Annotated in this window: 19 protein-coding genes; 5 read left to right on the top strand and 14 right to left on the bottom strand. The window is 64.1% G+C overall.

Features of this window, described 5'->3' with window-relative positions:
• Positions 1-5: 5 nt before the first annotated feature.
• From VLJ37_04830 to VLJ37_04820, 3 genes are all read right to left on the bottom strand, one after another.
• Positions 6-1,019, bottom strand: coding sequence for a hypothetical protein (locus tag VLJ37_04830; protein HSA58991.1), 1,014 nt, complete (start codon positions 1,017-1,019; stop codon positions 6-8).
• A 1-nt stretch (position 1,020) separates the two neighbouring features.
• Positions 1,021-4,545, bottom strand: a complete 3,525-nt coding sequence (locus tag VLJ37_04825; protein ID HSA58990.1) for a hypothetical protein — start codon at positions 4,543-4,545, stop codon at positions 1,021-1,023.
• A 154-nt stretch (positions 4,546-4,699) separates the two neighbouring features.
• Positions 4,700-5,830, bottom strand: coding sequence for a hypothetical protein (locus tag VLJ37_04820; protein ID HSA58989.1), 1,131 nt, complete (start codon positions 5,828-5,830; stop codon positions 4,700-4,702).
• Positions 5,831-5,902: 72 nt separating this feature from the next.
• Between VLJ37_04820 and VLJ37_04815 the strand changes: the two genes are divergently transcribed.
• A complete protein-coding gene (locus tag VLJ37_04815) occupies positions 5,903-7,309 on the top strand; it encodes a TldD/PmbA family protein (GenBank protein HSA58988.1) in 1,407 nt (468 codons plus the stop codon).
• Positions 7,310-7,324: 15 nt separating this feature from the next.
• Here VLJ37_04815 and VLJ37_04810 read toward each other — a convergent pair whose 3' ends face one another.
• On the bottom strand, positions 7,325-7,780 hold the full coding sequence (locus VLJ37_04810) for a TIGR02147 family protein (protein HSA58987.1): 456 nt from the start codon (positions 7,778-7,780) through the stop codon (positions 7,325-7,327).
• A gap of 209 nt (positions 7,781-7,989) precedes the next feature.
• On the opposite strand from VLJ37_04810, the gene VLJ37_04805 reads away from it, so the two are divergent.
• Positions 7,990-8,622, top strand: a complete 633-nt coding sequence (locus VLJ37_04805; protein HSA58986.1) for a hypothetical protein — start codon at positions 7,990-7,992, stop codon at positions 8,620-8,622.
• Between the two features lie 143 nt (positions 8,623-8,765).
• A complete protein-coding gene (locus tag VLJ37_04800; protein HSA58985.1) occupies positions 8,766-12,740 on the top strand; it encodes a hypothetical protein in 3,975 nt (1,324 codons plus the stop codon).
• Here VLJ37_04800 and VLJ37_04795 read toward each other — a convergent pair whose 3' ends face one another.
• Positions 12,741-13,928, bottom strand: coding sequence for a hypothetical protein (locus tag VLJ37_04795; GenBank protein ID HSA58984.1), 1,188 nt, complete (start codon positions 13,926-13,928; stop codon positions 12,741-12,743).
• Positions 13,929-14,095: 167 nt separating this feature from the next.
• Between VLJ37_04795 and VLJ37_04790 the strand changes: the two genes are divergently transcribed.
• Positions 14,096-18,379, top strand: a complete 4,284-nt coding sequence (locus tag VLJ37_04790) for a sigma 54-interacting transcriptional regulator (protein HSA58983.1) — start codon at positions 14,096-14,098, stop codon at positions 18,377-18,379.
• Here VLJ37_04790 and VLJ37_04785 read toward each other — a convergent pair.
• The 3 genes from VLJ37_04785 to VLJ37_04775 all read right to left on the bottom strand — a co-directional run bounded on the left by VLJ37_04785 (position 18,369) and on the right by VLJ37_04775 (position 21,081).
• Positions 18,369-19,151: a hypothetical protein gene (locus tag VLJ37_04785; GenBank protein HSA58982.1), complete on the bottom strand. Its 783-nt coding sequence runs from the start codon at positions 19,149-19,151 to the stop codon at positions 18,369-18,371. The two genes, VLJ37_04790 and VLJ37_04785, sit on opposite strands and share 11 nt — an antisense overlap.
• A gap of 5 nt (positions 19,152-19,156) precedes the next feature.
• Entirely contained in the window at positions 19,157-19,897 is a 741-nt protein-coding gene (locus tag VLJ37_04780) for a hypothetical protein (GenBank protein HSA58981.1), read from the bottom strand.
• 119 nt (positions 19,898-20,016) lie between these two features.
• Positions 20,017-21,081, bottom strand: a complete 1,065-nt coding sequence (locus VLJ37_04775; GenBank protein HSA58980.1) for a GGDEF domain-containing protein — start codon at positions 21,079-21,081, stop codon at positions 20,017-20,019.
• Positions 21,082-21,227: 146 nt separating this feature from the next.
• Here VLJ37_04775 and VLJ37_04770 point away from each other — a divergent pair, with 146 nt between their 5' ends.
• A complete protein-coding gene (locus VLJ37_04770; protein HSA58979.1) occupies positions 21,228-21,788 on the top strand; it encodes a glutathione peroxidase in 561 nt (186 codons plus the stop codon).
• Here the strand turns inward: VLJ37_04770 and VLJ37_04765 are convergent.
• From VLJ37_04765 to VLJ37_04740, 6 genes are all read right to left on the bottom strand, one after another.
• Positions 21,766-22,410 (bottom strand): hypothetical protein, encoded by a 645-nt coding sequence (locus tag VLJ37_04765; GenBank protein ID HSA58978.1) that lies wholly within the window; start codon positions 22,408-22,410, stop codon positions 21,766-21,768. The genes VLJ37_04770 and VLJ37_04765 overlap by 23 nt on opposite strands.
• Before the next feature lie 112 nt (positions 22,411-22,522).
• Complete coding sequence (locus VLJ37_04760) at positions 22,523-23,074, bottom strand: winged helix-turn-helix domain-containing protein (GenBank protein ID HSA58977.1); 552 nt, start codon at positions 23,072-23,074, stop codon at positions 22,523-22,525.
• Positions 23,023-24,180 carry a hypothetical protein gene (locus VLJ37_04755; GenBank protein ID HSA58976.1) on the bottom strand — a complete coding sequence of 386 codons (1,158 nt, stop codon included), beginning with the start codon at positions 24,178-24,180 and terminating at the stop codon, positions 23,023-23,025. The genes VLJ37_04760 and VLJ37_04755 overlap by 52 nt, the downstream gene beginning before the upstream one ends.
• Before the next feature lie 96 nt (positions 24,181-24,276).
• A complete protein-coding gene (locus tag VLJ37_04750; protein ID HSA58975.1) occupies positions 24,277-24,519 on the bottom strand; it encodes a type II toxin-antitoxin system Phd/YefM family antitoxin in 243 nt (80 codons plus the stop codon).
• Positions 24,516-24,809: a type II toxin-antitoxin system RelE/ParE family toxin gene (locus VLJ37_04745; GenBank protein ID HSA58974.1), complete on the bottom strand. Its 294-nt coding sequence runs from the start codon at positions 24,807-24,809 to the stop codon at positions 24,516-24,518. Before VLJ37_04745 ends, VLJ37_04750 begins: the two co-directional genes overlap by 4 nt.
• Positions 24,810-24,871: 62 nt before the next feature.
• The coding region (locus tag VLJ37_04740; GenBank protein ID HSA58973.1) for a hypothetical protein at positions 24,872-25,202 on the bottom strand (331 nt) is incomplete at its 5' end.

The following is a 25,202-nucleotide window of genomic DNA, read 5'->3' as shown; positions in this document are numbered from 1 at the left end:
CTCCTTTAAAAGGATCCGGACACCGACCCCACGCCGCCGCCGGGGACGGGTGAAAAGCCCACATGCACTGTTGGCGCCTCCTCCGGCCGGTTTTCTCCGGCGCGGCTGATCCAGAGATAATCCACCAGATTGACGCCGGCGCCCAAGAGATGACCGACTCCGATCCACGTCAGGTCGCGGTCGAGCCCCGGGAAACGCGTCCCTTCATAAGGATTCCCCGGCACGCCCCTGGCGCCGGCCATTCCATCCGGGGCGTACATGTCCGTCGAGGAAACGCTCGGACGCCTTCCGACACCGCCCAATCCAAGCCCCAGCGCCGTCCCGCCCAAGGCGAGTTGGAGGCCGAAACCGGTGTAGAAACGGGCGGGGTCACGGCCGCTCACGCGGTCGCCGTAAACAAAGACCAGGCCTCCGTTGGTGAGGAGCGACAGAGAGGTCGAAAACTCGGGCGTTCCCCGTCCGGAAGGCTGCGCGAAAGAGGCGATCAAGAAGGCGAGCCCCGCCCCGGCGTTGACGCCGCCCATCCCGTAGGCCCAACCGGCGTCGGAGTGGCGGGTCATGGGCGTCAGGGTGGCGCTGTACAGGGCATTTGTCCCGCCGTAGCCCCAGTCGAGAATGGTCCCCACCGTTCCCGGGTCGCTGGAGGCGGTCAGGAGGTCCGCCCGCGCGATCCGGTTGACGAGGTAAGCGCCGCCGATCGAGAGCGTCGGCACGGTGACCAACCAAAACGGATGGACCCGGCCGATGCCAGGATCCACGGCATCATTGATGGCCCCGCACGCCTGAGTCCGGGAATCGGCGGACATGGAATTCGCGGACGTCATCCCGCGGTAGGCCGAGACGAAGGCATCGTCCACGTTGACCCAGCTTCCATCGACCCGGATCCGCGGCGTCGCGGACCCGTCGGTGGCATTGAGGTCCACGTCCGCGCGAACGGACGGATTGTCCCCGTCCTGGACGAGGGCCACCCCGTATCCATTTTCGCAATCCGTCATGATGCCTACGGGACGATATGCCATACTAAAACTCTCCCACCTCGGCCTTGATGATGATGTACATGTTCGCCGGACTCACGCTCGTCTGGCTCGTCACGTTCCGGCCCACGCCGGCCAGGTCGAACCCGTTGAAATTGAGACCGTCCGGATCCGTGTCGTTGTCGAGCGTGTTCGTCGTATCGGTCTGGAACATTCCGCGACCGTGCAGGGTCCGCGGGATGCCGCAAACGGTGCCCGGCTGGTCGACGTACGGAAGGAGCGGGTTCTCCGGCATCAGGGTGTTGTTGAAGCTCGTGTCGTTGAGTGTGTTGTTCGGCACAAGGTACTGGGCCTTGGAGGCCGTGTCCGGCACCATGTCCTGGCCCACGCATTGGGTCGTCAGCGAAAGACGGATCGTGGCGTCGACGTCGTTGTTCGAGAGCGCCGGGACGTTCGGGGCGTAGAGCCGCACCGCCACGTCGCGGAAGGTGATCTCGCCGGTCACCGGGTCGAAAGTGCCCGCCGTCTCGTCCTTCATGCCGTCGGCGCCGGAGAGACAGGCGAATTCCGTCGCGTTATCCGGCTTCATGACGGTGGCGAAGAGCGCGTCGCGCTGCGCCTGGGTGCCGGTGTAGCTCTGGATGACGGGGAATTTCGAGCCCCCGTTGCAGCTGGAAGACGTGATCGAGCCGGCCCAGTCGCCCATATACAGGTAGAAGAAGGCGCAGTTGTGGGTGCCCGCGGTCTTGCACTCCGCAAAGTATTCCGTGTTGGCCGGCTGCGAGCCGGGCGCGTTGTAAAGGCGGAGGCCCGATATGGCCGACGGGCTCGCGGGATTGTTCGGATCGGCGTCGACGGCCGTGACGATCCGCTTCAGGGTCGCCTCTCCGGTGACGGCGTCGAGCTCCATACCGTCCTCGATCTTGAAGACCTCCTTCAACAGGTCGAGAGTCACGTCCGTGCCCGGCCCGTCGTTGAAGCGCTTCAAGATGCCCTTGGTCGAGCCGGAAACGATGAGCGTCTTCTGGAGCCCCTGGTTGATCTTGTTCGAGAAGCCGGCGATCAGGCGGTGAACCTTGAGATCGAAGGTTCCGCTCGGGGCCCCGCTCGCGCCCTTGAGCCCGAAGTTGACCAGCGGATTGTCGTTCACGTTGGTCGGCATCCCGCCGATGATGGGCGGAACTCCCTCGGTGGCGGAGGCCGCCTTGGAGATGGCCTTCACGTCCAGGCTGCCCTCGGAAACGGCGTAGGTACCGGCCGCCGGGGTGAAGGTCATCGTTCCGAGCTTGATCTTGTTGGTCCCCGCCGCCGCGAGCGTGGCGCAGGCCGTGGTGGCTTCCGGAAGCGCCGCGAAACAGGCCGTGACGTCGGACGCCGCGGCCGGCGCGAAGACGATCTTTCCACCCGCGTCCGCGTTGAATTTCAGGTGCTGGACCACGATGTCGTCGATTCCACCCGCCGTGCCGTTGTTGAAGAGGTAGACCGCCCTCGGCGTGCCGTCCTGGCGGAAGCTGAAGAGCTTGTTCTTGGCGAGGTACAGGTGCCGGGTCGTCCCGCCGTCATCGACGTCCTTCAGGTCCGGGTCCGAAGCGCCCGTGACCGTAAAGCGGCTCGGGTCTTCGACGTAAAGGGCGAGCGTCGCACGCGAGTCCTTCTTGGCCGTGCCGGTGAGGTTCACGTTGAAGACGCCCGCGTCTGTGGTGATGACGAGGGAACCGGCGTCCGCGCGGGTGCTCCCTTCCCCGCCCACCTTGCCGAACGGTCCGTAGTTCAGGAAGAAGAAGAAATCGCTCGCTCCGCCCCGGGCGAGCGTCCAGGGATCCTGGCCGACCTTCCAGGTTCGGGCGGCGAAACTCGAACCCTGGTAGACGGAACCCAGACGGAAGTTCTGCTTGACGTCCGCCACGTGGATTCCGTTGACGACGATGTCCTTGGTGCCCACGTTGGAGATCCGGTAAAGCTTGGTTTTCGTTTGGATGCTCAGAAGGGTTTCACCGAAATTCACCGCCGGCGCCGCATCGGCGGGCAGAAGTTGGGCAACGGAGGCGTTCGGCGCGGCCGGCCCGATCTCCTCGAGCTTCAGTCCCGCCACGGGGACGCCGCACTGGCCGTTCAAGAGATTACAAACCTGGCCCGCCGGACACTGGGAGTCCGCCGTGCATAACGGCGTGCCGCCCGTGGTCCCGCCCGTCGTGCCGCCGGTCGTTCCTCCCCCGCCGCCGCAATTGGTGGTCAGATCGGCCAGGGTCTGGATGGACCCTCCGTTGGTCTTCGTGACCGTGCCCTTGATCTCGGCGGTCAGCATCGCCTTGCCTAATTCCGCCAGAAGCTGCCCGGCCCCGGAGTTGTCGTCGCGGGAGACGCCGGTCGACGTATCGTCCGGGAAGGCGAAGGCCGTGACGATCGTCATGCGGGTCTGAGAGGATCCGGCATCGTAATGCATGGGCTCGCCGGTGATGTCCATGGCCCCGTTCTGCTTGGTGGCGTCGACGACGGCCTGCGAGCGCGAGCCGGTGGTGAGGCTTAAGGGCGATTGGCTGAGACCGGGGATGACCTGGATCGTGTTGGCGTCCGGAACTCCGACGCCCGCCTCGAAGAAGAACGTGCTGAACGGACCCGAGGGGCATTCCGCTGGATTGACCGGCCCCGGATTGGTGCTGCCGGAGATGCACTGGGTGTAATTGCTGTAGATCTTGGTCAGGAACCGGAACGGCAGGGCGTCGATCGCGACCGAAACGTTCCCCGAGCCGTCGGTGGTCACGGTGCAGGGCGAAGTGATTTCCGCCGGATTCAAATCTTGGGACGGGAGGGGCGGGAGCGTCCGGTAATCTTCGCCCGCGTTGATGATGAGCGAGGCGTCGAGGGCCGTGTTCTCCAGCTTGAATTCGGGGAATTGATCCCGGACCATGGACGCCACACAGGACGAGCCGTCGGGCGAGACCAGGAACTTCATCCGGATCTTGCCTCCGGCCGAGGCCGGCCAGCGCGTGACGGCGAGCTCTGGGAGACCGCCGTGGCGGTTCTCCGTGTCGCAGAAGAGCTCCGGATGCCCGGAGACTTCGGCCCCGCTGTCGGCGCTGCAACAATAGAGATCCGTGTTCTCGGAGGGGGCCTGGAGGAAGTGGTCCAGGTCGCCGGCGGCGATCGTGGGGCACGTCGAACCGCCGTCGACGTCCGCGTATTCGCAGCAAGAAGGCGGGCTGTCGAAGTGGCCGCCCGAGGTGGACTTCACCGCGTCGATCTTGAGGGCGAGCGACGCGTTGAAATCGACCTCGCAGGCGCCGCCCGGGAGGCCGCACTGTCCCGAAGTCGTATTGCATACCTGTCCGGAGGGACATTGGTCGTCGGTCGTGCAGGAGCTCGTGCCGCCCGTGGTCCCGCCGGTCGTGCCCCCCGTGGTGCCGCCGGTCGTCCCGCCGCCGGTCGGAGGAGGACTTTCGGAACCGGAGCCGCCGTCGGTGCCGTCGCCGAAGACGAACGGGAGGTCTTCGCCACCCACGCCGCAGGCCGTGACTTGAACGATGGAAAGCGCGAGAAGGAAACCGACGATGCCTTTAAGAATCCGAGACAAACTCGACCTCCCTTGAGTCATCCCCCGGCAAGGGGTGCCTATCCTAACCGCCTTATCGACAGCGAACGGCAAAGGTTGCCGATAAAAGAAGCGTAACTGTCCCAAAAAAGACACATTTTTTGACGTGATGCGGCACGAGGGCTGGATTTCCGGCTTAGGCGCCTTCCGGAAGGTGAATCGTCGCCTTGATGATGACCGCGCCGGCCGTCGCCTCCATGGACTGGGCGACCGTGCAGGAACTGGCCCCCGTGGTTCCCGTGAAGGTCGCGATGCCGATGAGCGTCGTCTCCAAGGTCGTCGCGTCGACGGGCGAACCGAAGACCTTCGTCTGGTCGTCCGTCAGGTCAAAGCCGGCCGTCCGGAGGAGGTTTTTGGGCAGGTTGTTGGGGATCGTCACCTCGCCCGTCGTCAGCGTCACGTCGAAATTCGTGTCGAAACACTCCGTCAGGTGGATGGGCACGTTCGGGATCTCGATGGACCCGTCGTCGCCGTAAGTGCCGGAGCCGTCCGCTTCGGTGGTGACGAGGGTCTCGCTCTTGATCAGGTTGAACAAGGGATTCGTCTTCGTGCGCGGCAGGAGGAACTGAACGTCCTCTCCGATCGTCGGAAGGACCACGCCGTTCGCGGCGGCATCGAAGGAGATCGGAACCGAGACCGGATTGTAAGGCGTGACGGTATTTTCCGGATCGGTGCTGATGGGCTGGGAGAGCGCGCTGGACACCAGGGCGATGCGGTCGATGGTGATCGTCACCGCCCCGTTCAGGTCGCCCTTGCCGCCTCCGGTGTTGCCTCCGCCCGTCGGGCAGACGGGGGCGCGCCCGGTCGACGTCCCGTAGAGCGAGATCTGCACGATGCCTTCCCTGGGCGCCCGGTAGGCGATGTCGAGGATGGCCGTGTGCTCCGTGTTTTCGCTCCGGGGCGTATAAGAGATGATGAAGGCGTAGTCGGCCCCCGAGGGGACATGGACGTCGTTTAAGAATCCCGTGGTGGCGGGCACGGTCTCCGCGTTGATCTTGACGCCCAGGAGGTTGAAGTTCCCTTCCGGGTCCGTCCCGCCGGAGATGGCGGCACCTTCGATGACGATCTCCGTCCCGCTCACGTTCCGAAAATTGATCAGTTTCTGCTGGGCCTGACACACCGCGGTGGAGGGAAAGGCGATGTTGATCATTCCGTGCAACTGGTCCCCGCCCTGCTGGAGTTCGCAGGAAACCAACGGCCACGCGGCCGCCGCTGCGGCCAGCAAGCCGATGACGCGAAAGGCCAAAAAGGATAGTTTTCCACCCATCATGACGTCCTGATTATCGTGCCCCGGGAGCGAAAGTTGCGGACCGAATATCCCATGTGATACTCAGGATCAATGATTGAATCCTTCGACCTCCCCAAGATCCTCAAGAAGGCGCTCCAGAACGGCGGCGACTTTTCCGAGCTTTACGCCGACGACTCCGAGTCGTTGCAGATCATCGCCGAGCAGAAGAGGATCGAGAAGGTCAACCCCGCCCTCGACCGGGGCGTGGGGCTCCGCGTCATGTGGGGGGAAAAGACCGCCTATGGGTTCACCAACGACGTCTCCGAAAAGGCCCTCCTGGAACTCGCGGACTCGGTGGCCGGGGCCGTCAAGGCGGAGGCCTTCGACAACGACATCGCCCTCAAGACCGTCCCGCCGCACATCCAATTTGAGATCAAGAAACCGCCGCGCGACCTGGACATACAAAAGAAGCGCGGTCTGATCGAGCGCGCCGAAAAGTTCGCCTGGGCGGCCGATCCATCCCCCGTTTCAAAGATCAAGCAGGTCAAGGTCCTGTACTCCGAGATCGCCAAGAAGGTGATGATCGCCAATTCCCTGGGCGAGATCGCCAAGGACGACCGGACCTACGCCCTCTTCTTCGTCCAGGTCGTGGTCCAGGACGCGGCGACCGGGCTCCTGCAGACCGGCTACCACCCCGTGGGCGGGTTGATCGGCCTGGAATTCCTGGACAATCCGGAGACGACGCCGGAGGCAATCGCCAAGACCGCGGCCTCGCAGGCCTTGATGATGCTGGGCGCGCGCAAGGCCCCGGCGGGCACGATGCCGGTGGTGATCTCTTCCGAGGCGGGCGGCACGATGGTGCACGAGGCGGTGGGTCACGGCCTGGAGGCGGACTTGGCCGGCGAGGGGCTCTCGGTCTACCACGACAAGATCGGTCGGAAGATCGCGGGCGACCGGATCACGGTGGTCGACGACGCCACGCTCGCCAACAAGCGCGGGTCCTTCGTCTTCGACGACGAAGGGGTGCCCTCCGAGCGGACCGTCCTGATCGAGAACGGCGTGCTCAAGAAATACATGTGCGACCGCCGGATGGCCCGGAAGCACGGCTTCCCCTTGACCGGCAACGGGCGCCGCGAATCCTACCGTTTCCGACCCATCTGCCGGATGACGAACACGATGATCCTCGCCGGCTCCGACGAGCCGGGGTCGATCCTGCGGTCCACGGAAAAAGGCCTTTTTGTCCGAAAGATGGGGGGCGGCCAGGTCAACACGGTCAACGGCGACTTCGTCTTCGAGGTCAACGAGGGTTACCTGATCGACCAGGGGAAGCTGGGCGAGCCCGTCCGCGGCGCCATCCTCATGGGCAACGGGCCGAAAATCCTGCAGATCATCGACAAGATCGGAAGCGACCACGGGTTCGGCATCGGCACCTGCGGCAAGAACGGCCAGGGCGTTCCGGTCGGGGATGCGCAGCCCACACTTCGCATTCCGGAACTTGTCGTCGGGGGAGCGAGCTGACCCGGGCGCCCCGTTCTATTCTTCCGGCACGTACTGTCTCGCCAGCATCGCGGCCTCTTCCGGCGTGAAGTCGGGGGCCAGCAGGCCGGCGATCTCCCCGCGGAAACGTTCGATCCTGCCCCGGATATCGTCCGCGACCGCCGGCCTGAGTTTGCGGGACTTGCGGAGCAAGGCGAGCTTTCCCTCGTAGAGGCTTCTCTCTCCATCCGTCTCCGCCTGATTCCAGAGCACGAGGTTCCGGAAGTAGAGCCTTTCCGCGGCCATCAACTTCATGCCGTTCATGAACCGCTCCAGGCCGGATTCGCCCAGATTCCGTTTTCCCTGGATCACCATCCCCAAATAGCCCGGAGCGCCCAACCCGGCCCGTGCCGCAAAGATGCGGAAGGAGAATCCCTTCCTGTTGGCGCGCGCGGCGGCGACCCAGTCGCGGAGGTAGTGGCGGTAGTCGGTGTAGTGAAAGAGATCGGGCATGTTCACTGAGAGAGCAAACCGCGTGCCGTCGCGGCATTCTCCTTGAATCGCTTTTCGTTCAATCACTTAGACGCGTACCGGGTACGCGACGGCAATACAATTTTGCATCAAGTGCATGCAGAATTTGCAAGAACGAAGTCGCCGGCGCGAGTTCATTCGGCATTTTTTGGCACTCGGGTTGCTCTGGAAATCCACGACAAGGAGATTTCATGCGCAATGCAACGACCTTAGCCCTCTTCGTTCTCATCGCCTCGGCCTCCGCGTGCTCGAGCCAAAGAGCGCCGCAGGACCTTGCGGAGGCCATCGAGTCCGCCGCCTCCGAATCCCCCGCCGCCGGAGAGGCCCACGAAACCGTTCGTGAGACGATCATCGGCCCGACGAAGGAAGAAAATCCGTTCAAGGGAACGGACGATGGTTTCGTTCCCCCCGAAGAGCTTCCCGTCGAAGAGGTCCCCGCGGCAGAGGTGCCCGCCGAAGAAAATGAGGGGGGCAACCCGTCCTTGGCGGACCCCGCTTCTCCGACGGTCAACGAGGCCGCGGGGGTCTCCGATACAATCTTCGAGCCTTCGGAGAACCCGGGCCCCGTCCACGTCTACGTCGACGGCGAGATTCAATACACGGCAATCGACCAGATCAGCGCGACCGCCGAACCCGGGGAAACGGACGAATACACGGCCAACACCAATGTTTCCACGACCTATAGAGCGCCCGAGAGCGGCGGCAGCGCGTACCAGGCAAATTACGGCGTCTCTGCGAACTATTCGCCGAATCCGAATTTGGGCGACTACGTCGGCCTGAGAAAAACCATTGTGATCCGCTGTGTTGTCCTGCCCTGCGAATAAGAATCCTGAGCCCACTGCATTCTTGCATAAAATTGCAACCGTGTTTGCAAGACTCAAGTCATCACACTGATTTTATTCACTTTTTCTTGGCATCCACCTTGCTCTTTCCTCCCTGTTCACAACGTCCATAAGGAGGTCGGCACATGGGAATTTGGGGATTGGCTCTAGCGATGAATCCGTTGATCGCGGGACCGGCGGCCGAGCAGGCGGAGGCGGCGATCGGCGCGTCCCAGAACGCGGCCCTAATGAGCCTCTGCCCCCTGGCGGGCGTGACGCTGCAGGCCCTCGACGTCGTCCTGCGGAACAACGGCGTCCAGCATCCCCTCTTCAAGCCCGCAAACGACAACGCCCAGGCCGCGTACGACTTGCCCGACGATTGGTTCCAGCTCGTGAACCTGGGCGCCTACGTCGTCGAGAACCCCGATACGGAAGATCCCCAACTCGCGGTCCAGGCCCTCGAAAAGGCCGGGAAGATCGACCCGATCGGGACCGAGGATTATTACCTTCAATTGGGCAAGGCCTACCTGGCCGTCGGGAACGGCTACGGGGCCGCGCAGGCCTTCTCGGCGTATCTGGAGACAAACCCCAACGATCAAGACGTCCTCGAGCTTCGCGTCCAGGCCAACCGCATGGACTTAAGCGTCTTGGACGCCGACGGCGACGGAAGCGCCGACAACGAGAGCGACGCCGAGGATGTGAAAGGTCTTCAACAGCTCCTGCTCGCCGACGAGGCCGTCCTCGTGAACAACGACATCCAGGAACAGTACAACAGCCTCCAAGACCTGGAAAATGAGCTGGTGCTCGCCGACGTTCCCTCCGAGGAGGAAGGCCTGCAGGTCCTCGAGGGAGTGGAGGCCATGGCCAACCGTTACATGATCCTGGGGTCGGTCACCGTCGATGATCCCGAGAACCAGGAGGCGCTTCGGGCCAATCTGAACAGCCTGGCCTCACGGTCCTACGACGTGGCGGCCGCCTATGCGGAATCGAGCCCCTACGAGGAAGTCAGCAAGCGCGCCCCGCTCTACAAGGCCTTGAGCCTCCTCGCCCAGGGCGAGATCGATACGGCCGAAGTGGAATTGAAAAAGATCCGCTCGGACTTCCCCGAGGCCGAGGCCATCGTCTCGCGCATGGAGGGCGACCGGCGCCGCGACGTGAACAAGCAGGCGCTCGAGGTCTGGAAGAACTTCATCGACGAGCGCGAAAGGCAGGAAATCTCCGACCACAATTCGATTCTGGGCCACACGGCCGGCTTCGCCACCTGGGCGGCAAGCGGGGGCGAAGAGACCGGCATCAGCCGTTGCCACGACAAGTGGAACCTGCAGCGGGACGTCCTGGACGCCGTGGAAAAGAAACTCAACAAGGGCGACGCCAAGACGCTGAAGGCGGCCCTTCAGGCCGTCGTCGACGAGGGGGACGGACGGCTCTCGGGCGCCGCGCAGACGCTCTTGAACGACGTCGGCAACACCGGCTGGGGCACGGGCTACCGCCTGGACGCGGTGAGCTTCCTGGTCGGATACACCGACGCCCTCGAGTCCGGCGATGCCGAGGCGGCCGGGGACTTCGCGAACCACCTTTACGAGAACGCCGACCACCTCACGATCATGGACGGCGCCGCGAAGACGGCCTACGGCCTCTACGGTTTGCTCGAGGCGACCTCCGGCGACGAAGCGTTCGCCGCCAAGTGCGGCGAAAAAATGACGGAGTTGGAGACCGGCAACAAGACAATCGCCGGTTTCATCTGGGACGAGATCAGGACCACCGGCACCGATGATCTGGCCGCCATGGCGATCATGGGCGGGGCCGCCAAAATCGGTCGCAGCGCCACCTTCAAGGCCTACCGCTTCCTCCGCAAGGCGGGAATCGCCGTCACCAAGGCGCGATACGCCGCCATCGGGGCCGGTTTCGCGGCCGAGGCGAACGCCCTGTGGGGCATGAACACGCTCTACCAGGCCTCGGCCCACGACGCCTCGCAGGTCTTTTCCGCCGATCACCTCTTGAAATCCTACGGCGCGAATTTGATCTCGCTGGGCTTCATGAAGGGATTCGGAGCGGGCGGGCGGACCATCGGCGAGGCCTTCGCCGCGAAATCCCCCCGCCTCCAGTTCGTCCTCTCTCACAGCTTCGCGATGGGCGGCATGGTCGCAGGAAACCAGACCGGCCACGCCTTGGGGCTTTCGCAGGCGCCCCGTGGCGGCTTCAAACAGTCCGTCATCCGGGACGTCTTCGGCTACTTCAAGTACGCGGCCGGCCCCCGGGTTTTCGAGACGGTCTTCCCGGCCAAGGCCGCGGCGCCCCAACAAGCGCCGGAGCCCGTGAAAAGCGAACCCAAGAACGATCCGCTTCCGGCGCAGGCCCTCGTGGCCGCGAAGCAGGCGGTTGCTCCGAAGAAGGCCGTCACCCCCGCCGTTGAGGAGGCCAAGCGCGAGGAAGTCACCAGGGTCGACGTGAAAAAATCGGCCGATGAGGCCACGAAGGTTGAAGGAAAAGGCGCGAAAGAAGCCAAGGCCCCCGCCCCCGCGAATTCGAAGGTCGAGCAGCAGCTCCTGAGGGATCTGTCGATTCTGCAGGTCAGGACCAACGTCAAAACGCGTAACGGCTCCCCCGAAAAGTTCGGTTTCCAGGTGAACCGCCAGAACGGCAGGTTGGACACGATTGATATCCGCACGTCCGGGATCGAAGGATACGAGAAGGTCGTCGACGCCCTGAAAGCCAAAGGGCTGTCCTTTCAATCGTCCGAACATCCGAGGATGAAGGTTCTCGAGGTTTCCGCGGAATCGGGCCGCACGATCACCCTGCGCTTTGAGATCGGGTCCGAGGCCAAAGCGAACGCCGCTCCGGGCGCCAAGGCCCCGGCCGCCCCGTCCCCCCTCCTGCCCCAGGACGCTCTCTACAGCATCAGCGGCCCGGCGGGTCTGTACGGCCTTCTCACCGCTCACGGGGTCCCGCAGTCGGTCGCTCTCCTGGTCTCGGGGGCGGCGCTCGCCATCCCGGTCCTCGGCATGGTCTGGGGCGGCTCGCGGCCCAAGCCGCAGCCGATCGTCCCGAACGCCAACGGCACTCCGGTCGCGGTCCAGGACTCTCCGTCCTCTCCGGCGCGACTCGTCGTGGCGCCGACGCGAAACGGGGGGTTGATCCTCTTCGACGGTCCGATCGGCACCCCACGCGGGGGGGTCACCGTCAACGGCCGGCCGATGACGTACGAGTGGCTGAATGGAATGGCCGTCAAACCGGGCGACGTGATCGAGGCCGACGGACGCTCCTATGAGATCGCGCCGTCCTACCCCCAATCCGCCAACGTCGCCGCACTCCAAGCCGGCAACCAGGGCTACCCTCCCGCGCCCGCTCCTTCGGCCGCGCCGGGGCAGTCCGTTCGCGTGAGAGGTCAGGACGGCCGCACGATCCTGGTCGCCATCGAAGGCTCGGGCCGCGCCCCTGGCCAGAGGACGGCGGACGCGGAGGCCCAGGCGGCGATGTCCGATTGGATCCGGCAAGGTTACGGCCTGGACCAGGTCGTTCCCGGCGGCCGCCTCCATGTCCAGCAGGCCTTTCTGAAGGCCGACGGCAGCGTCCGCGGGGGGGCACCGAAGCTGGATGCGGCGGGCGTGGAACTCATCCCCGTTGCCGAAGGCTACCAGGCATCCTTCGTCAGGAACGGCGCCGTTGAGGCGGCGGTGATCCGTCTGGGTGACGCCAAAGAAGCCATCTTCCAGGCTCCGGAAGGAAAGTCCTCCCCCGAAAAACCCCTTCGCGACGGGGACGTGGTTGTCATGGGCCGTTTCGCGGAGGGCCTAAACTCGATGTGGATCGTGCGGGACATCATTAGAAAGACGGGAACGCAGTCGCCGGAGGCGATCCAGGCCGCTCTGGTCCAAGAAGCCCGTATCCGCGCCGAGCTCCGCAAGATCGTCCCCGCCGACCATGTCATCGAGCACCGGCACTACGCCCAGGCCTACGAGCGCGTGACGGGCCGGAAGCCCGATTTCGGATATGCCGGCTACTACGAGGCCGGCCACGTCTTGAAGGCGAACGGCGACGTGGTGAGCACGCGCGACGGCAAGGTCGTCGACCGCTTCCCGTCCGAGCCGATGGCCTTCCAGGTTCAAGTGGTCGGGAAATAGCTAATAATTCGATTCGAAATGGTCCCGGAACGCGAGGCCCGGTCCCAGCGGGTGGTCCACGGAAAACCGGCGGAGGTCCCGCGGATCGCCCTGAAGGGCCGACCAGAGAAAGGCGTCGGCGTGGGCCCGGAACTCGAGCGGGAAATGCTCTTCGGGCGCGATCGGACGCGCCCCTCGGGCCTCGAAGTCGACGGAATGCCGGTTCTCGTGGACGATATTTTCCAGGACGGCCCTCAGGACGTCTTCCGGTTCCAGACACCAGGGCAGACTGAGGGGCCGCGTCCTTGCGTAGAGCTCCGCCCCGCCGTTCGAGCTTCGGCTGAAGAAGATCGCATCCTGCGTCGAGGGAGAGAGGAAGTCCCGATGCCTCTCCCGGGCGCGACGCGCGAGCACGCGGCTCTCGAACTCGCCGTCGGGCACAAGCACCAGATTGTAAGCCCGTCCGATCCGGCCGGCCGCAGCGACTGAAACCGGATCGCCGAGCCCCTGAAACGCCCTCTTCACCTGATGCGGCCAGAACCGGTCTCCCGGCCGGTGGTTGCCGAGCGCGATTCCAAATACCTCCCGCGTCCGCCGGTACCGCGCCCGTGCATCGCCCTCCTCCATCAAAACAGGACCTTCGGTCCGGATCCTGCGAATCGCGGCAAGACTTCCGGCGTCCGCGAGATAGGCCGCCGCCTGCCTTTCTTCCGGAAGGACCGAACCGCCGCCGATTTTGAAATGTCCGTCGGACAGCTCGGCCAGTTTGGAAGACCGCAGAGGATCGTCGCTCTCAAGAAGGCGCCTACGGCGCTGCTCCCGCCCAGGCTCCATGGGCCCTAGAACAAGCGCCGCCCGTCTCTCAAGCTCCGCGAGCGATCCGCCCTGCGAAAAAAAGTCCACGAGCGAGACCAAGGCGGCCTCGTCCGCACGCACGGCCGCCTCCCCCAGAGCCGCGCGGGTGATCCATCCCGCGTAGCTGCCCTTGAGGCCTTTGTCGCCGACCGGTTCGATGAGATTGTGGAGACGTTCGAGGAGGGCGTCATCATGACGGAGAGGGACCGGCAGCCGCTGATAGGCGCGGCCGAATGGACGCGGGACGGAAAGGGCCTCTCCGATCCGCTCCGCCATCCATTCGGAGCGGGCGATATCCGCGACAGGCACCGAAAGAACCGGCGCGGGAAAGTTGAGTTGGGCGAGCCGCATCATACTGAGATCCTCGTCTTCGAACGATCACCTTCAAAGTTGAGGCAAAAGGCAGCGGGGCATAGGATTTCGTTCACTCCGTGGACAATATTTTCGCGTCCACTTTCAGCAAAATTGCAATCCTGCACAATTGAGTTTCAGCCCCCTGCAAAATAGGCTATCCTTCCGGAGTGACGGCTCTTTCCGTTGCAGGAATCCCCCCTCGCTATGAAGTTCTCAAACCCCTGGGCCGGGGGGGACGGGGGGAGGTCTTTCTCGTCCGTGACCGGGAGACCGGGCGAACCTTGGCGCTCAAGAGGCTCCTCGACACGAAGGCCGCCACCTCCGTCACCCTTTTCAAGGCGGAGGCGGAGATCCTGATCCGCCTCTCCCACGCGAACCTGGTCGGCATCGAAAATTTTCTGGAAGGCCCGCCTCCCGCCTACGTGATGGAGCACGTCGAGGGCCTCCCCCTCGACGAAGCCCTCCAAGCCTCCCAAGGCGCTTCCGACGAAACCGTCCTGAAGGTCTTCGCCGGCTGCTGCCGCGCCCTGCACTACCTGCACTCGCGGGGATTCCTGCACCGGGACCTCAAGCCCGCGAACATCCTCGTCACGGCCTCGGGCGAGGCCAAGCTCCTCGACTTCGGGCTCCCCGGCCTCGGCACCCCCGCCTATTGGCCTCCGGAGGCCAAGGCCGGGCGTTACGACGCCCAGAGCGACCTCTATGCCCTCGGCCTGTCGTTCTTCGAGTCCCTCAAGGGACGGAAACTCCCCGAACCTTTCGCGAAAATTCTCGAACGCCTGATGAAGGCCAATCCCTCGGAGCGTTTCGCGACCGCGCTCGGGCCGCTCAAGGCGCTCAACCTGCATCTCAAGACGCCCGTCCCCTTGAGCACGGAGGAGACGACTCAAACCATCCTGCAGAAGGCGCCCTGGGTGCCGCGACCGGAGGAGGAAGACCTGCGCGAGGCCGAGGACCGGGCGCGTGTCCTGATCGTCACGGGCCCGACGGGCATCGGCCGCACGCGCCTCTTGGAGGAAACGCTGTGGCGGCTGAAGCTCCGCGGGCGCGAGGCGCGCGTCTTTCCCGACGTCCATCGGAGAACGACGAACGAGGAGCGGAATGCGATCGGGCTGGAGGTTCGCCGTCTTCTCAAGTCCCAAACCCTGATTTTTCTCGAATACGATTCGGACCTGGCGGACGGAGAAACGAAGGCGTGGATCGCGCGGATCGCCGAAGAGACTCGAGCCGCCACCGTCGTCCTCAAGGATCTCCCCAAGAAGCGCGCCCTTGAGCTCGTGTTGAAGGCGACCGAGGACGATCCCCTCCCCAAGGACGAGGCGGATCGCATCGTGCGGGAGGCGGGCGGGAGGCCTCTGCTCCTCATGGAAGCCCTCCGCCACTACCGGCGGGGCGCCAAGGCCTTCGCGGTCCCAAAGAACTTTCAGGAAGCGGCGGCCGCGCGCGTCGCGGGGCTCCGGCCCGAGACCTCCTGGCTCTTCGCCCTCCTGGTCTCCGAGACCGGCACGGCGAGCGCCGGAGAATTGAAGGCCGCCTGGGCGGGAGACGGCGAGGCCCTCGCGAGGTCGGAGTTGGAGCTGATCGCCGCGGGACTCGTCACGTCGCCGCTCGCGCGCGAGGAACACCACCGCCTGCGGCTGGCCCACCCCGGCCTCCGGACAGCCTTCGAGACCGCATTCGGACCCGAGGGGATGCGAGACGCCCACGCCGCCTGGCTCTCCGCCCTTTTGAAGGATCATCCGAAACCGGAGCAAGGGCCCGCCGCCGTCCGTATCGTCCGTCACGCGATCGAGGCCGGACGCGCGGAGACGGCGCGCGCCTGGCTCCTTGGCGCCCTGGAATTTCTCTTCGGAAAAAACGCGTTCGAGGAGACCATCGCCCTCGCCGACCGCCTGCTCCCCTTCGCGGTCACCAACCTGGAGCGCGCCATCGTCTTCGGGCACAAGGCCCCGTCCCTCTACCGCCTCGGACGCTATGAAGAAGCCCTCAAGACCTACGACGCTTGGTATTCCGCCAAGGGCGACGACGCCACGCGCGTCGAGACGGTCAAGCACCGCCTCTACACGGGCATCACCTTTTTCGCCGCCGACCGCACGGAGGAGGCCCTCGCGCGCCTGAGCGAATCCATCGAGACCGGCGACCACGACCGTCATCCCGCCCTCAAGAACTACCACGCCCGGGCGCACGTCATGCTCGCAACGCTCCTGGAACGCGCCGGGGATCCGACGGCGGCGGACGGCCATCTGAAACAGGCCCTGCCCCTGGCGGAGGGTTCCCCTCTCCTTCAGGGTGAAATCGAAAACCGCTCGGGCCTCCTGGCCCAGGCGGAGGGCCGCCTTGAGGACGCGCGGCGGCGCTTTGAGACCGCGGTGAAGATTCTGGAGCAGGTCGGCAACCCGCAAGCCGAGGCGATCGCCTGGGACCACCTGGGCATGCTCTTCCGCGAGACCAAGGAGTGGGACAAGGCCCGGGAGTGCATGGACCGCGCCGTCTCCCTGTCCGAGAAGGGCGGAGAGGTCCTGCAAACCGCGCGCTATCGCGACAACCGCGCCCTCGTCCTGCAGGAAATGGGGCTCTACGCCGAGGCGTTGAAGGACCTGGACGCGGCCGGCGACGTCCTGGAAACCTACGGCGACGACGGCGACCGCGCGCGCGCCCGCAAGATCCGCGAGGACTTCCGCGCCTTTCGCAGCGTCAAAGACCGGCCGTATCCCGAAAAACTCGCCATCTACCAAAGGCTGCCGGAGGAATTCAAAATGGAATTCGAAAAAATCCTGCAAGGCCCCGTCCCGTCCGCCGGCGGCGGAGCGCAGCCCGGAGGCATCGCGCCGGGCCGGTTCCGCCTCTTCGCCGACATCAGCAGCAAGGTGGCGGCGATGACCGACCTCTCAAAGCTCCTCGAGGAGTTCCTGGACGCGGCCATCCTCCTGACCGGCGCCGAGCGCGCCTTTCTCCTTCTAAAGGACGGGCTGACCGGCGTCTCCTCCAAGGAAGGCCCCCTGCCCGGCTTCGGCGTCGCGGCGGCCCGGCGCTTTTCCAAAAAGGTGCTCGGCGAGGAGGAGTTCACGCCCTCGCTCACCGCCGTCCGGCGCGCCCTTCAGGAGGCCGCCCCGGTGGTGACCGACAACGCCCAGCTCGATCCGCGCTTTCAGGAAAAAAAGAGCGTCGTGACGCTCGGCCTCAAGGCGATCGCGGTCATTCCCCTCGTCCTGGACGGCGAGGCCGCCGGGGTGATCTACCTGGATCATCGTTTCCAGCCGGACCTTTTCTCCCCGGAGGACATCCTCCTGCTCGGCGCGTTCTCCTCACAGGCCGTGCTGGCGGTCCAAAAGGCGCGGCTCATCGCCGACCTTTCGCGCGCGCAAGAGCGGCTCAAGGCCAAGGTGGACGCGCAGGCGGAGCGGATCGAGAAGCTCGGCAAGAAGGGCGGAACGGCGGGCGCCGCCCGGGGCGCCCTCCGCCACGTCTACGACGAGATCGTCGGACAGTCTCCTCCGATGATGAAGGTCTTCGAACTCATGGATCACGTGACCGACACGTCCATTCCCGTCTGGATCCACGGCGAATCCGGCACGGGCAAGGAACTCGTCGCCCGCCTCCTCCATTCCAACAGCCCGCGCAAGAACGGCCCCTTCGTGGCGGAGAACGTGAGCGCCATCCCGGAAACCCTCCTGGAGAGCGAACTTTTCGGACACAAGAAAGGCTCCTTCACTCACGCCGACCGCGACCGGATCGGCCTCTTCGAACAGGCGAGCGGCGGGACGCTCTTTCTGGACGAGGTCGCCGACATGTCGCTCGCCATGCAGGCCAAGCTCCTCCGCGTCCTTCAAGAAGGCGAGATCCGCCCCGTCGGCTCCTCCAAGATGGTGAAGGTCGACGTCCGTCTCGTCACGGCGTCCAACCGGGACCTTGCCCAGCTCGTACGCGGGGGAAAATTCCGCCAGGATCTTTTTTTCCGCATCAACGGGCTCACGATCCGCCTGCCGCCGCTCCGGGAACGCAAAGGCGATCTGCCGCTCCTGATCGAGCACCTGTCCGCGCGGGTCGCGAAGACCTACGGACTTCCCAAGTCGGAATTGGACGACGGCGCCCTGGACGCGTTTCTCCGGCACGACTGGACGGGAAACGTGCGCGAGCTCGAGGCGGTGCTCCGGAACCTCATCCTCTTCGCCAAGGGACGCACGATCACGCGGGAGCTGGTCGAACAGCACCCGGAACTCTTTCCCCGGCACTCTTTCGAACCGGCGGCCGCGTCTTCGGAACCCCCGTTGCACCGGTCGGAAGATGACGTCTCGGAGAGGCGGAAACTCCTGGACGCGCTCAAGCGCCACTCGCTGGATAAGAAGAAGGCGGCCGAGGACTTGGGCATGGCCCTCCGGACCCTCTATTTGAGGCTGGAACAATTGGGGCTTCCGACCAAGAAGAGGCTGCTGGCGAAAATCACAGCTTGAAGATGTCGTAGATCTTCTGAGGTTGGCAAACGGAAAGCCCTCCGGCGGGTGGAGGCATAAAGACCGTCTCGCCCCAGCGTCCTCTGGCATCGATGCCGTCCACGTCCCCGCAATCCTGCGTCGACTTGCCCATGTCGCGGATGATGTAGGCCGTCGGCCGCGGACCGTCGGGGACCGTAATCGTCCCGCTAAACCGGCAATCCTCCGCCACGGACAGGTCCTGGCATTGAACGGTGTTCTTCGAAACCGACCTGTGGAAACGCACCTTGAGCAGCTCGCACCCGCTCGTCACGGGCACCTTGGTCCCGTCCATGAGAGCGGCCCCAATGGTCCCCTTCACCTCGTACTTGACGGCGTTTTCTTCCGGGCCGGACGTCACTTCGCAGAGCGGCTCGGCGGTGGCCGTGATGACGAAGTCAAAAAGCGTCTTGGCCTTGCCCCCTCCCTCCACGTCCGCGGGAAGCGCGCTCACGCCGCCGGGGTGGGGTTGGGCTAGGGAATCGGCGACGGCGTACATGGGATTTTTTCCGAAGGCCACGGCTTCGCCGGCGGGGGGCGGCGAACCGGCGGGAGGGGGTGTACCCGCGGGCGGGACGTATGGGGCGTCTCCGCCGGACGGGACGTCGGCCGTCAGGACCGTGTCGTCACCCGATTCCTTTTGAGCCGCGGCCGGCGCCAGCCCCGGCGCCGTCGGCGCGGCTCCCGGGGAAACAAACCCCGTGCAACCGGCCAGGGACGCGCCCAAAAAGATTCCGAGAAGGATTTTGCCCATGGATGTCATTGCCCTTTCCGCTCGAGGCCGCCCTTGAGTTTGTCATGAATCGTCATGCCGGGCATGATCATGATCCGCTGCTGGCCGCAGGGTGGAGGATTTTCGGTGGCGAGTCCCGAGAAGTCAAATTCGTTCTTCGCGGTCGCAAAATCGGGACTCTCCGGCGGCACGCAGGCCGGATAGGGTTGCGGATGCAACAGATTGATCAGCTCCTTGGCCAGGTGAAAAGCCGCCGACCCGGGGTCGGCGATCTCCATTTCCTGATGGAAGGTGCAATCGGGTTTCAACAGGATATCGGTGCACAGGAGGGCGTCCGCCCCCCCCTCCGTCACTCGAATGAAGCGCAAGGCGCAACCGACCAGGAGAGGCTTCTCCGTCCCGTCCCCGGTATCGACGAGGACCAACCGCCCGTTCAGCCGGCTCTTGACCACCTGGATGTCCAACCCATTGGCCCTGTGCAACGTCTCCGTGCACTGGCTGACGTTCCCCCGGACGGTCAGGGCGAACTTGGCATCCCCCTCCCACTCGTTGAGCGGCGCGCTCACGCCGCCCGGATGGGGCTTGGAATCCTCCTGAACGACGTCCGGTCCGGCCTCGGTCTTCGACCCGGCGTCCGCGGAGAAAACGGCGCCGTTCGACGCGACGGCCGGCGCGCCCGTGCCCTGGCCCGTCTCCAAACAGGCCGGGAGGCCCAAAACAAGGCACCCCACGAGAACCCATTCGAAACGCAAGATGTGCCTCGACATCTTTGGCATTTTACCTCGCCTTGAGCCGTTATTCCCTACTTTTCCTGAATAACCGATTATCGGACGCAGATCGTCTGGAGTTTCGCAGGGATTCCGGGCCGTCAGGTTCGCCAAGGGCCTTATTTCTTCCAATAGTAGACGACGCGGTTCCTGCCCCGCTTCTTGGCCCTGTAAAGCGCCTGGTCGGTCTCCTCGATGGCGCGACTGACGGGCGTTTTCGGAAGGTCGGGTACGGACAGGTCCGAGAGGCTCAAGACGCGGAACCGCGTCACGCCGATGCTGACCGTCACGCGGAGCGGTTCTTCGAGGCCAGGAGCGGAAATCTTGAGCTCCGAGATCTGGCGCCGGATCCGCTGCGCGACGCGGCCGATGCCCCTTTCGCCGACGTTCGCCATGAAGAGCAAAAACTCCTCGCCCCCCAGGCGGAAGACGTAATCGCCTTCCCTCACGTGAAACAGGGCCTTCGCAATCTTTTGAAGGACGATGTCTCCCACCGGATGGCCGTGGGTGTCGTTCACGTTCTTGAAATGGTCGATGTCGACCATGAGGAAATAGTCGGCCGGCGCATTCTTGCGCTTGCGCTGGAGATTCGCTTCCAAGATGGGCGTCAGGCGTTCCAACTCATGCCGGTTGCGGAGGCCGGTGAGTTCGTCGAAGTACGCGAGACGGAGGGCGCCCCGGGCCACGTCATAGAAGTAGGCGGCCGAGAGGAGCTCCGGGTCTCGGATCTCGCCGGGCGGCTGCAGGTCCATCAATCGCTGCAGCCCGGCCACCTGGGCGTTCCATTCGCCGAGGAGCGGTTGGAGGTCTTTTTCCCGCCAGCTGACGAGGGGGAGCCGCGTCGGCTGCTGGATGGGCGTCCGCGGCGAGACGGGAGGCTCCGTGATGCGGGCCGGCGGGACGAGGATCTCGGAGGCCCGGCGGTTCTCCAAGAAGAGACGGACCGGCTGCGGCAGCCAGCGGCCGAAGTCCCAGGGAACCCGGCCCAGGGTGTCGCGGATCCACTGCCGCGAGGGCTCCAGGTCCCGTCTCAAGTCCTCCAACTCCTTGTGGCGATAGGAGACGTCCCGGTCGACGGCCAGGGCCATCAACTCCATGGCGTACCGCTGGCTCAAGGGCGCGACGTCATAAACAGCCCCGAAGATCTGGGCGGCTCGAAAGGCCCCGGGCAGGTGGACAAGCACGTTCAGCTCCTTAATGAAATCCAAAGCCTGATCGCACCAGCATGGTGTGGGGGCTGTATCGAAACCCGATTCAACGAGGTTGCTCTATATTGGGACTGCATCGCGCCCTTGAAGGGGAAGCGGCGGAGGGGTAGACTCACTGCGTTATGAAACGATTGTTTCTCGTCATCCTACTCTTCCTGGGGGTCACTATGGCCTTGCCCGCGCGCGCCGAGTTCTACGACATCGCCGTCAAGTCCATCGATGGAAGGGACGCCGATCTTTCGGAATACCGGAACAAGGTGGTCCTCGTCGTCAACACGGCCTCGGAATGCGGCTTCACGCCCCAGTACGAAGGCTTGGAGAAACTTTACGAGACCTATAAAGACAAGGGCTTCGTCCTCCTCGGCATGCCCTGCAACCAGTTCGGCGGCCAGGAGCCGGGCACGAACGCGGAGATCAAGGCCTTCTGCGAGCGTCGTTACGGCGTGACCTTTCCCCTCCTCTCCAAGGGCGACGTCAAGGGGCCCAACCAGCACCCCCTCTACAAATTTCTGCTCGACGGCGCGGGCAAGGAAGGAAACGTCGGCTGGAATTTCGAAAAATTCCTGGTCGACCGGGAGGGCAAGGTCGTCCGGCATTTCTCCTCGAACGTCGCGCCCGAGGCACCTGAGTTGGTGAAGGCGATCGAGAAGGAAATCAGGGTCACGAAATCCACGTCCCAATGAGGAAGAGATCCCCTTCGGGCCGCTCTTCCACATAGAGCCCGCCGTCGGCCATCAAATAAAAAAGGCGCGGCTCGGGCCGCCCGGGCCCTTCGGCCGAGCCGGTTTCGAGAATGCGCGAGGCCTCCGGCGCCAGGACCTCCTGCCTCGCCCTCCGCACAAAGACCCCTTCCGGCAACAGGTGAACGCCTCGCCGGTCGATCCTTGTCTGTATCCACGGCATCATCTCCCTCATCTCCACCGGGCTCGGGCCCCGTTGGCTGAAGACCAGCGTCGCCCCATCCAAGATCGCGCCGGCGACGCGGCAGAAATAGAAATCCTTCTCGTCCGTAACGTCCTCCAGGCGCCCCCCTTTCGACGTGATCCTGCCGGCCAGATCCTGAAACGCCTTCGCCACCCCCTCCGGCGGCCGGACCTCCCCCGCGATCAACCTGGCATGCAGCGCCTGAATCGCCTGCCACTCCGATTGATCCGGGCTTCTGATGCACCCGAGAATCGCGCCGGGTTTCTGCCAGTAGGTATGGGCCGCGGCCTGAAGACCCATGCCCCGGGAGGCCAGTCCGCAATCCGCCAGGACCTGAAGTGCGTTGGCGGCAAACGGTGAGAAGGTCGCCGTCATCGTCATGGTCGTTTCTCCGTGTTTGATCCTCGACGGCCTCTTCGGCGGACCTCCCAAATGGTGGCCTCGATTCCGCGAATTCGCGCGATGGGAGGGAAAATTCTTAAGAATGGATAGATCATTCAAAAACGGAAAGGATCGTCAGCCGGTAGTAGCACAAGAGACGTCCCTCTTCGTATCGCCACTCCCGTTGAATGACCCCGTCCTTGACCAGGCGGTCGAGGGTCCCGTGAAGGAGGATGAGGTTCAAGTCGAGCTCACGCGCCAATTCGGTCCATGTCTTGGACCGTTCCCGGAGGGCCGACAGGATCCTGTTCCTGTTCGCCGCGCAGAATCTGCGTTCCAGAAGGAGGTAGCCCGTCCAGCCGACGGCCAGCAAGCCGGCGAAGAAAGCGATGGGGAGGCCGACGACTTCGAAGGTATCGGGGGAAGAGCAAGCGGAACAGGCGATGGCCGAGAGCACGGCCGGCGCCAGCGGAGAGGCCCGCATCGCGAACGTCCCCCTCGCGCCCTCTGTTTCATTCCTTGCACAGGAGATCACCGTCCACGACGGCTGGGGCCCATTCGGGTCGGTCAAAACATTCGCCAGGCGGAAAACCGGCGCTTGGATGTTCGTGATCACGTGGAAGACCCTGAAGAACGGATCGCCCGAATCCGTCCCCAAAGACATTTCTCGTAAAAGATAATGAGCCCGGCGGCGACCGAGGCATGCGGCGCCATGGCCCCAAATTCGTCGAGGAGTCGTTTTTTGACGTGCTCCAGGCTTTCGTTGTGGTCGAAGTAACCGCTGAGCAGCCAGTCCCGCAATTCGTCGAGCACTTTTCCCAGATGGGGGCCCGGCTTCGTCTCGTCGAACGCCTCGGCGCGTATCTCTTCCGAATGAAGGGGGCTGAGAGGAAGGCGAATGTCGACGGCCTCCTCCAGGGCATCGTACTGCAGGACCGCCTCCCGCGGCCTCTCCGCCGGCTTTTGATTGAAAACGCTGATGTGGGAGAGATCGTGCCGGGTCATGCGGTAGGCGTCCCGAATCATTCCATGCACGTCAAAAACCTCCAGGGCCTGCAGGTAGCCGCCGGCGTCGTAAGCGCCGCCTCGGAAGTCCGGGCACGGGACGCACAAAGGACGCCGGGGCTCGGCTTGAGCCAAGAGATCCCGCACTTCATCGAACGTACTCTCGGCGGCCGTCAACTGGACGCCGATGGGGTGCTCCCCGCCCCGCATCATCATGATGCCCAACTCGACTTGGAGGGGCAGATACCGCCACACGTTCGATTGATCCGGATGGATGACGGATTCAAAGAGTCCCGCGGCCAGTCCGCTCTTCAGAGTGCTGTTTGCGTTCATCAATCGACGCGCCGGATCGTAGACGCCTCCCGTATCCGGCTTCAGGCGGACCTCCGTCACCTCGAGGTCGGCCCGGGGACAGGCCGCAAGGACGTTCTGGAAAACCCCATGGCGGTCCCCGAGGCGCCGCACCGCCTCATCCAGAGAATAGGTCTCCACGCGCTCCAAGGCATTGACGGGACGCCCGCCCTCGTCCGTCAACCCTCTTTGAAAGTATCGAATTTGATTCCACGCGTTCGCCCTGTCGATGGCCGCCGCCGCATCGATGACGGGAACCTTTCCTTGGAGGGCGAGGCCCGCCATTTCCCGGCAGGCAAAATTGTCCGCGGCTTGGATGACGCATTGGGGACGCCGGAGCGCCGCCAGGCTCGCCTCCAAAAAGGCGGCGTTGGCGGGAGTCAGCGCGCTGACGGAGGCGGGTAAACAGGCCATGGTTGGGCTCCTCTCGAAGGCGCTTCTCGACGGGAGGTCCGGGATCTTGCGGACTGATTTGCTATGAAAGAATTTTTCTGAGAATGGATAAGGCGGCTATTTCAGATCTTCTAACCTCGTCCCCTTGCCCGCCCGGAGCTTTCGCCGCGCGGACTCGATGCGGGCCAGGAACTTCGGGTCGTTTTCCAGGCGGTAGTCGAGCCAATCGTCCTCCGATTTAAACCCGATCAACACGCCGGCCGGCTTTCCATGACGGGTGATGACCAGGTCCTCCTTCTCCGCCTTCCGCAGGTATTGGGATAATTGATCCTTGATCTCGGCCAATGCGATTTCCTTCATATCTTTTCCCCTTTCTTTTCCAGCCATGCGACGATTTTGGCCTTCGGCATGATCGCCAGGACATCGACCCGCGACGGCGTCACATCGTAAAAAACCCGAATATCGTCGACGCGCAACCGATATTTCGGGCGTCGCAACCCCTTCAACGCCTTGATTCGGCTCTTGCTCACCTTTTCGGGCTCATGCCTCAAATAGCGCTCCAAGGCATCGTTTACCGTCGCCCGCTCGTTCGCCCGGAGCTTTCGAAGATCCTCCACCGCTTCCGGCGCGAGAATGACCTCATATCTCATTCTGGCTATAATATAGCCAAATTATAAGAAATTTTTCAAGAAAGGAAAGTGAAGCGCCTAAGTCACAGCATCGAGTCCCGGGGAACGGGGGCGCCGACGCGAAAGCCGAAACCTTTGTGGCAGATATCGGGAAATGGGTGGCCACGCCAAGCCACCCTCAAATACATCCCGCCATCGTCATAGCAACCGCCGCGCAGACCGTATTGGTCCCATTTCCTTCGACCCCAATTTCTCTCCACCCACTCATTAACATTCCCCGTCTTGTGGCGAAGTCCAAACGGACCGTCCGGATATTGGGGATCATCCACATCAATCGTGCATTTCTCGCCGAAATGGACGAGCTTCCTGCCGTAGCGCCCGAATAGCTTGCCGCTCTCCGTCGCATACGTCAGA

The sequence above is a fragment of the bacterium genome (assembly GCA_035454885.1).
Lineage (GTDB): Bacteria > UBA10199 > UBA10199 > JACPAL01.
This window is presented reverse-complemented; position numbering and strand designations above follow the sequence as displayed.

What these genes read in the sequence shown, in the direction of transcription:
- VLJ37_04830 (HSA58991.1), bottom strand. Translation starts at nt 1,019, where the DNA reads ATGGCATATCGTCCCGTAGGCATCATGACGGATTGCGAAAATGGATAC.
- VLJ37_04820 (HSA58989.1), bottom strand. Translation starts at nt 5,830, where the DNA reads ATGGGTGGAAAACTATCCTTTTTGGCCTTTCGCGTCATCGGCTTGCTG.
- VLJ37_04815 (HSA58988.1), top strand. Translation starts at nt 5,903, where the DNA reads ATGATTGAATCCTTCGACCTCCCCAAGATCCTCAAGAAGGCGCTCCAG.
- VLJ37_04810 (HSA58987.1), bottom strand. Translation starts at nt 7,780, where the DNA reads ATGCCCGATCTCTTTCACTACACCGACTACCGCCACTACCTCCGCGAC.
- VLJ37_04805 (HSA58986.1), top strand. Translation starts at nt 7,990, where the DNA reads ATGCGCAATGCAACGACCTTAGCCCTCTTCGTTCTCATCGCCTCGGCC.
- VLJ37_04800 (HSA58985.1), top strand. Translation starts at nt 8,766, where the DNA reads ATGGGAATTTGGGGATTGGCTCTAGCGATGAATCCGTTGATCGCGGGA.
- VLJ37_04795 (HSA58984.1), bottom strand. Translation starts at nt 13,928, where the DNA reads ATGATGCGGCTCGCCCAACTCAACTTTCCCGCGCCGGTTCTTTCGGTG.
- VLJ37_04785 (HSA58982.1), bottom strand. Translation starts at nt 19,151, where the DNA reads ATGGGCAAAATCCTTCTCGGAATCTTTTTGGGCGCGTCCCTGGCCGGT.
- VLJ37_04780 (HSA58981.1), bottom strand. Translation starts at nt 19,897, where the DNA reads ATGTCGAGGCACATCTTGCGTTTCGAATGGGTTCTCGTGGGGTGCCTT.
- VLJ37_04770 (HSA58979.1), top strand. Translation starts at nt 21,228, where the DNA reads ATGAAACGATTGTTTCTCGTCATCCTACTCTTCCTGGGGGTCACTATG.
- VLJ37_04765 (HSA58978.1), bottom strand. Translation starts at nt 22,410, where the DNA reads ATGACGATGACGGCGACCTTCTCACCGTTTGCCGCCAACGCACTTCAG.
- VLJ37_04760 (HSA58977.1), bottom strand. Translation starts at nt 23,074, where the DNA reads ATGTCTTTGGGGACGGATTCGGGCGATCCGTTCTTCAGGGTCTTCCAC.
- VLJ37_04755 (HSA58976.1), bottom strand. Translation starts at nt 24,180, where the DNA reads ATGGCCTGTTTACCCGCCTCCGTCAGCGCGCTGACTCCCGCCAACGCC.
- VLJ37_04750 (HSA58975.1), bottom strand. Translation starts at nt 24,519, where the DNA reads ATGAAGGAAATCGCATTGGCCGAGATCAAGGATCAATTATCCCAATAC.
- VLJ37_04745 (HSA58974.1), bottom strand. Translation starts at nt 24,809, where the DNA reads ATGAGATATGAGGTCATTCTCGCGCCGGAAGCGGTGGAGGATCTTCGA.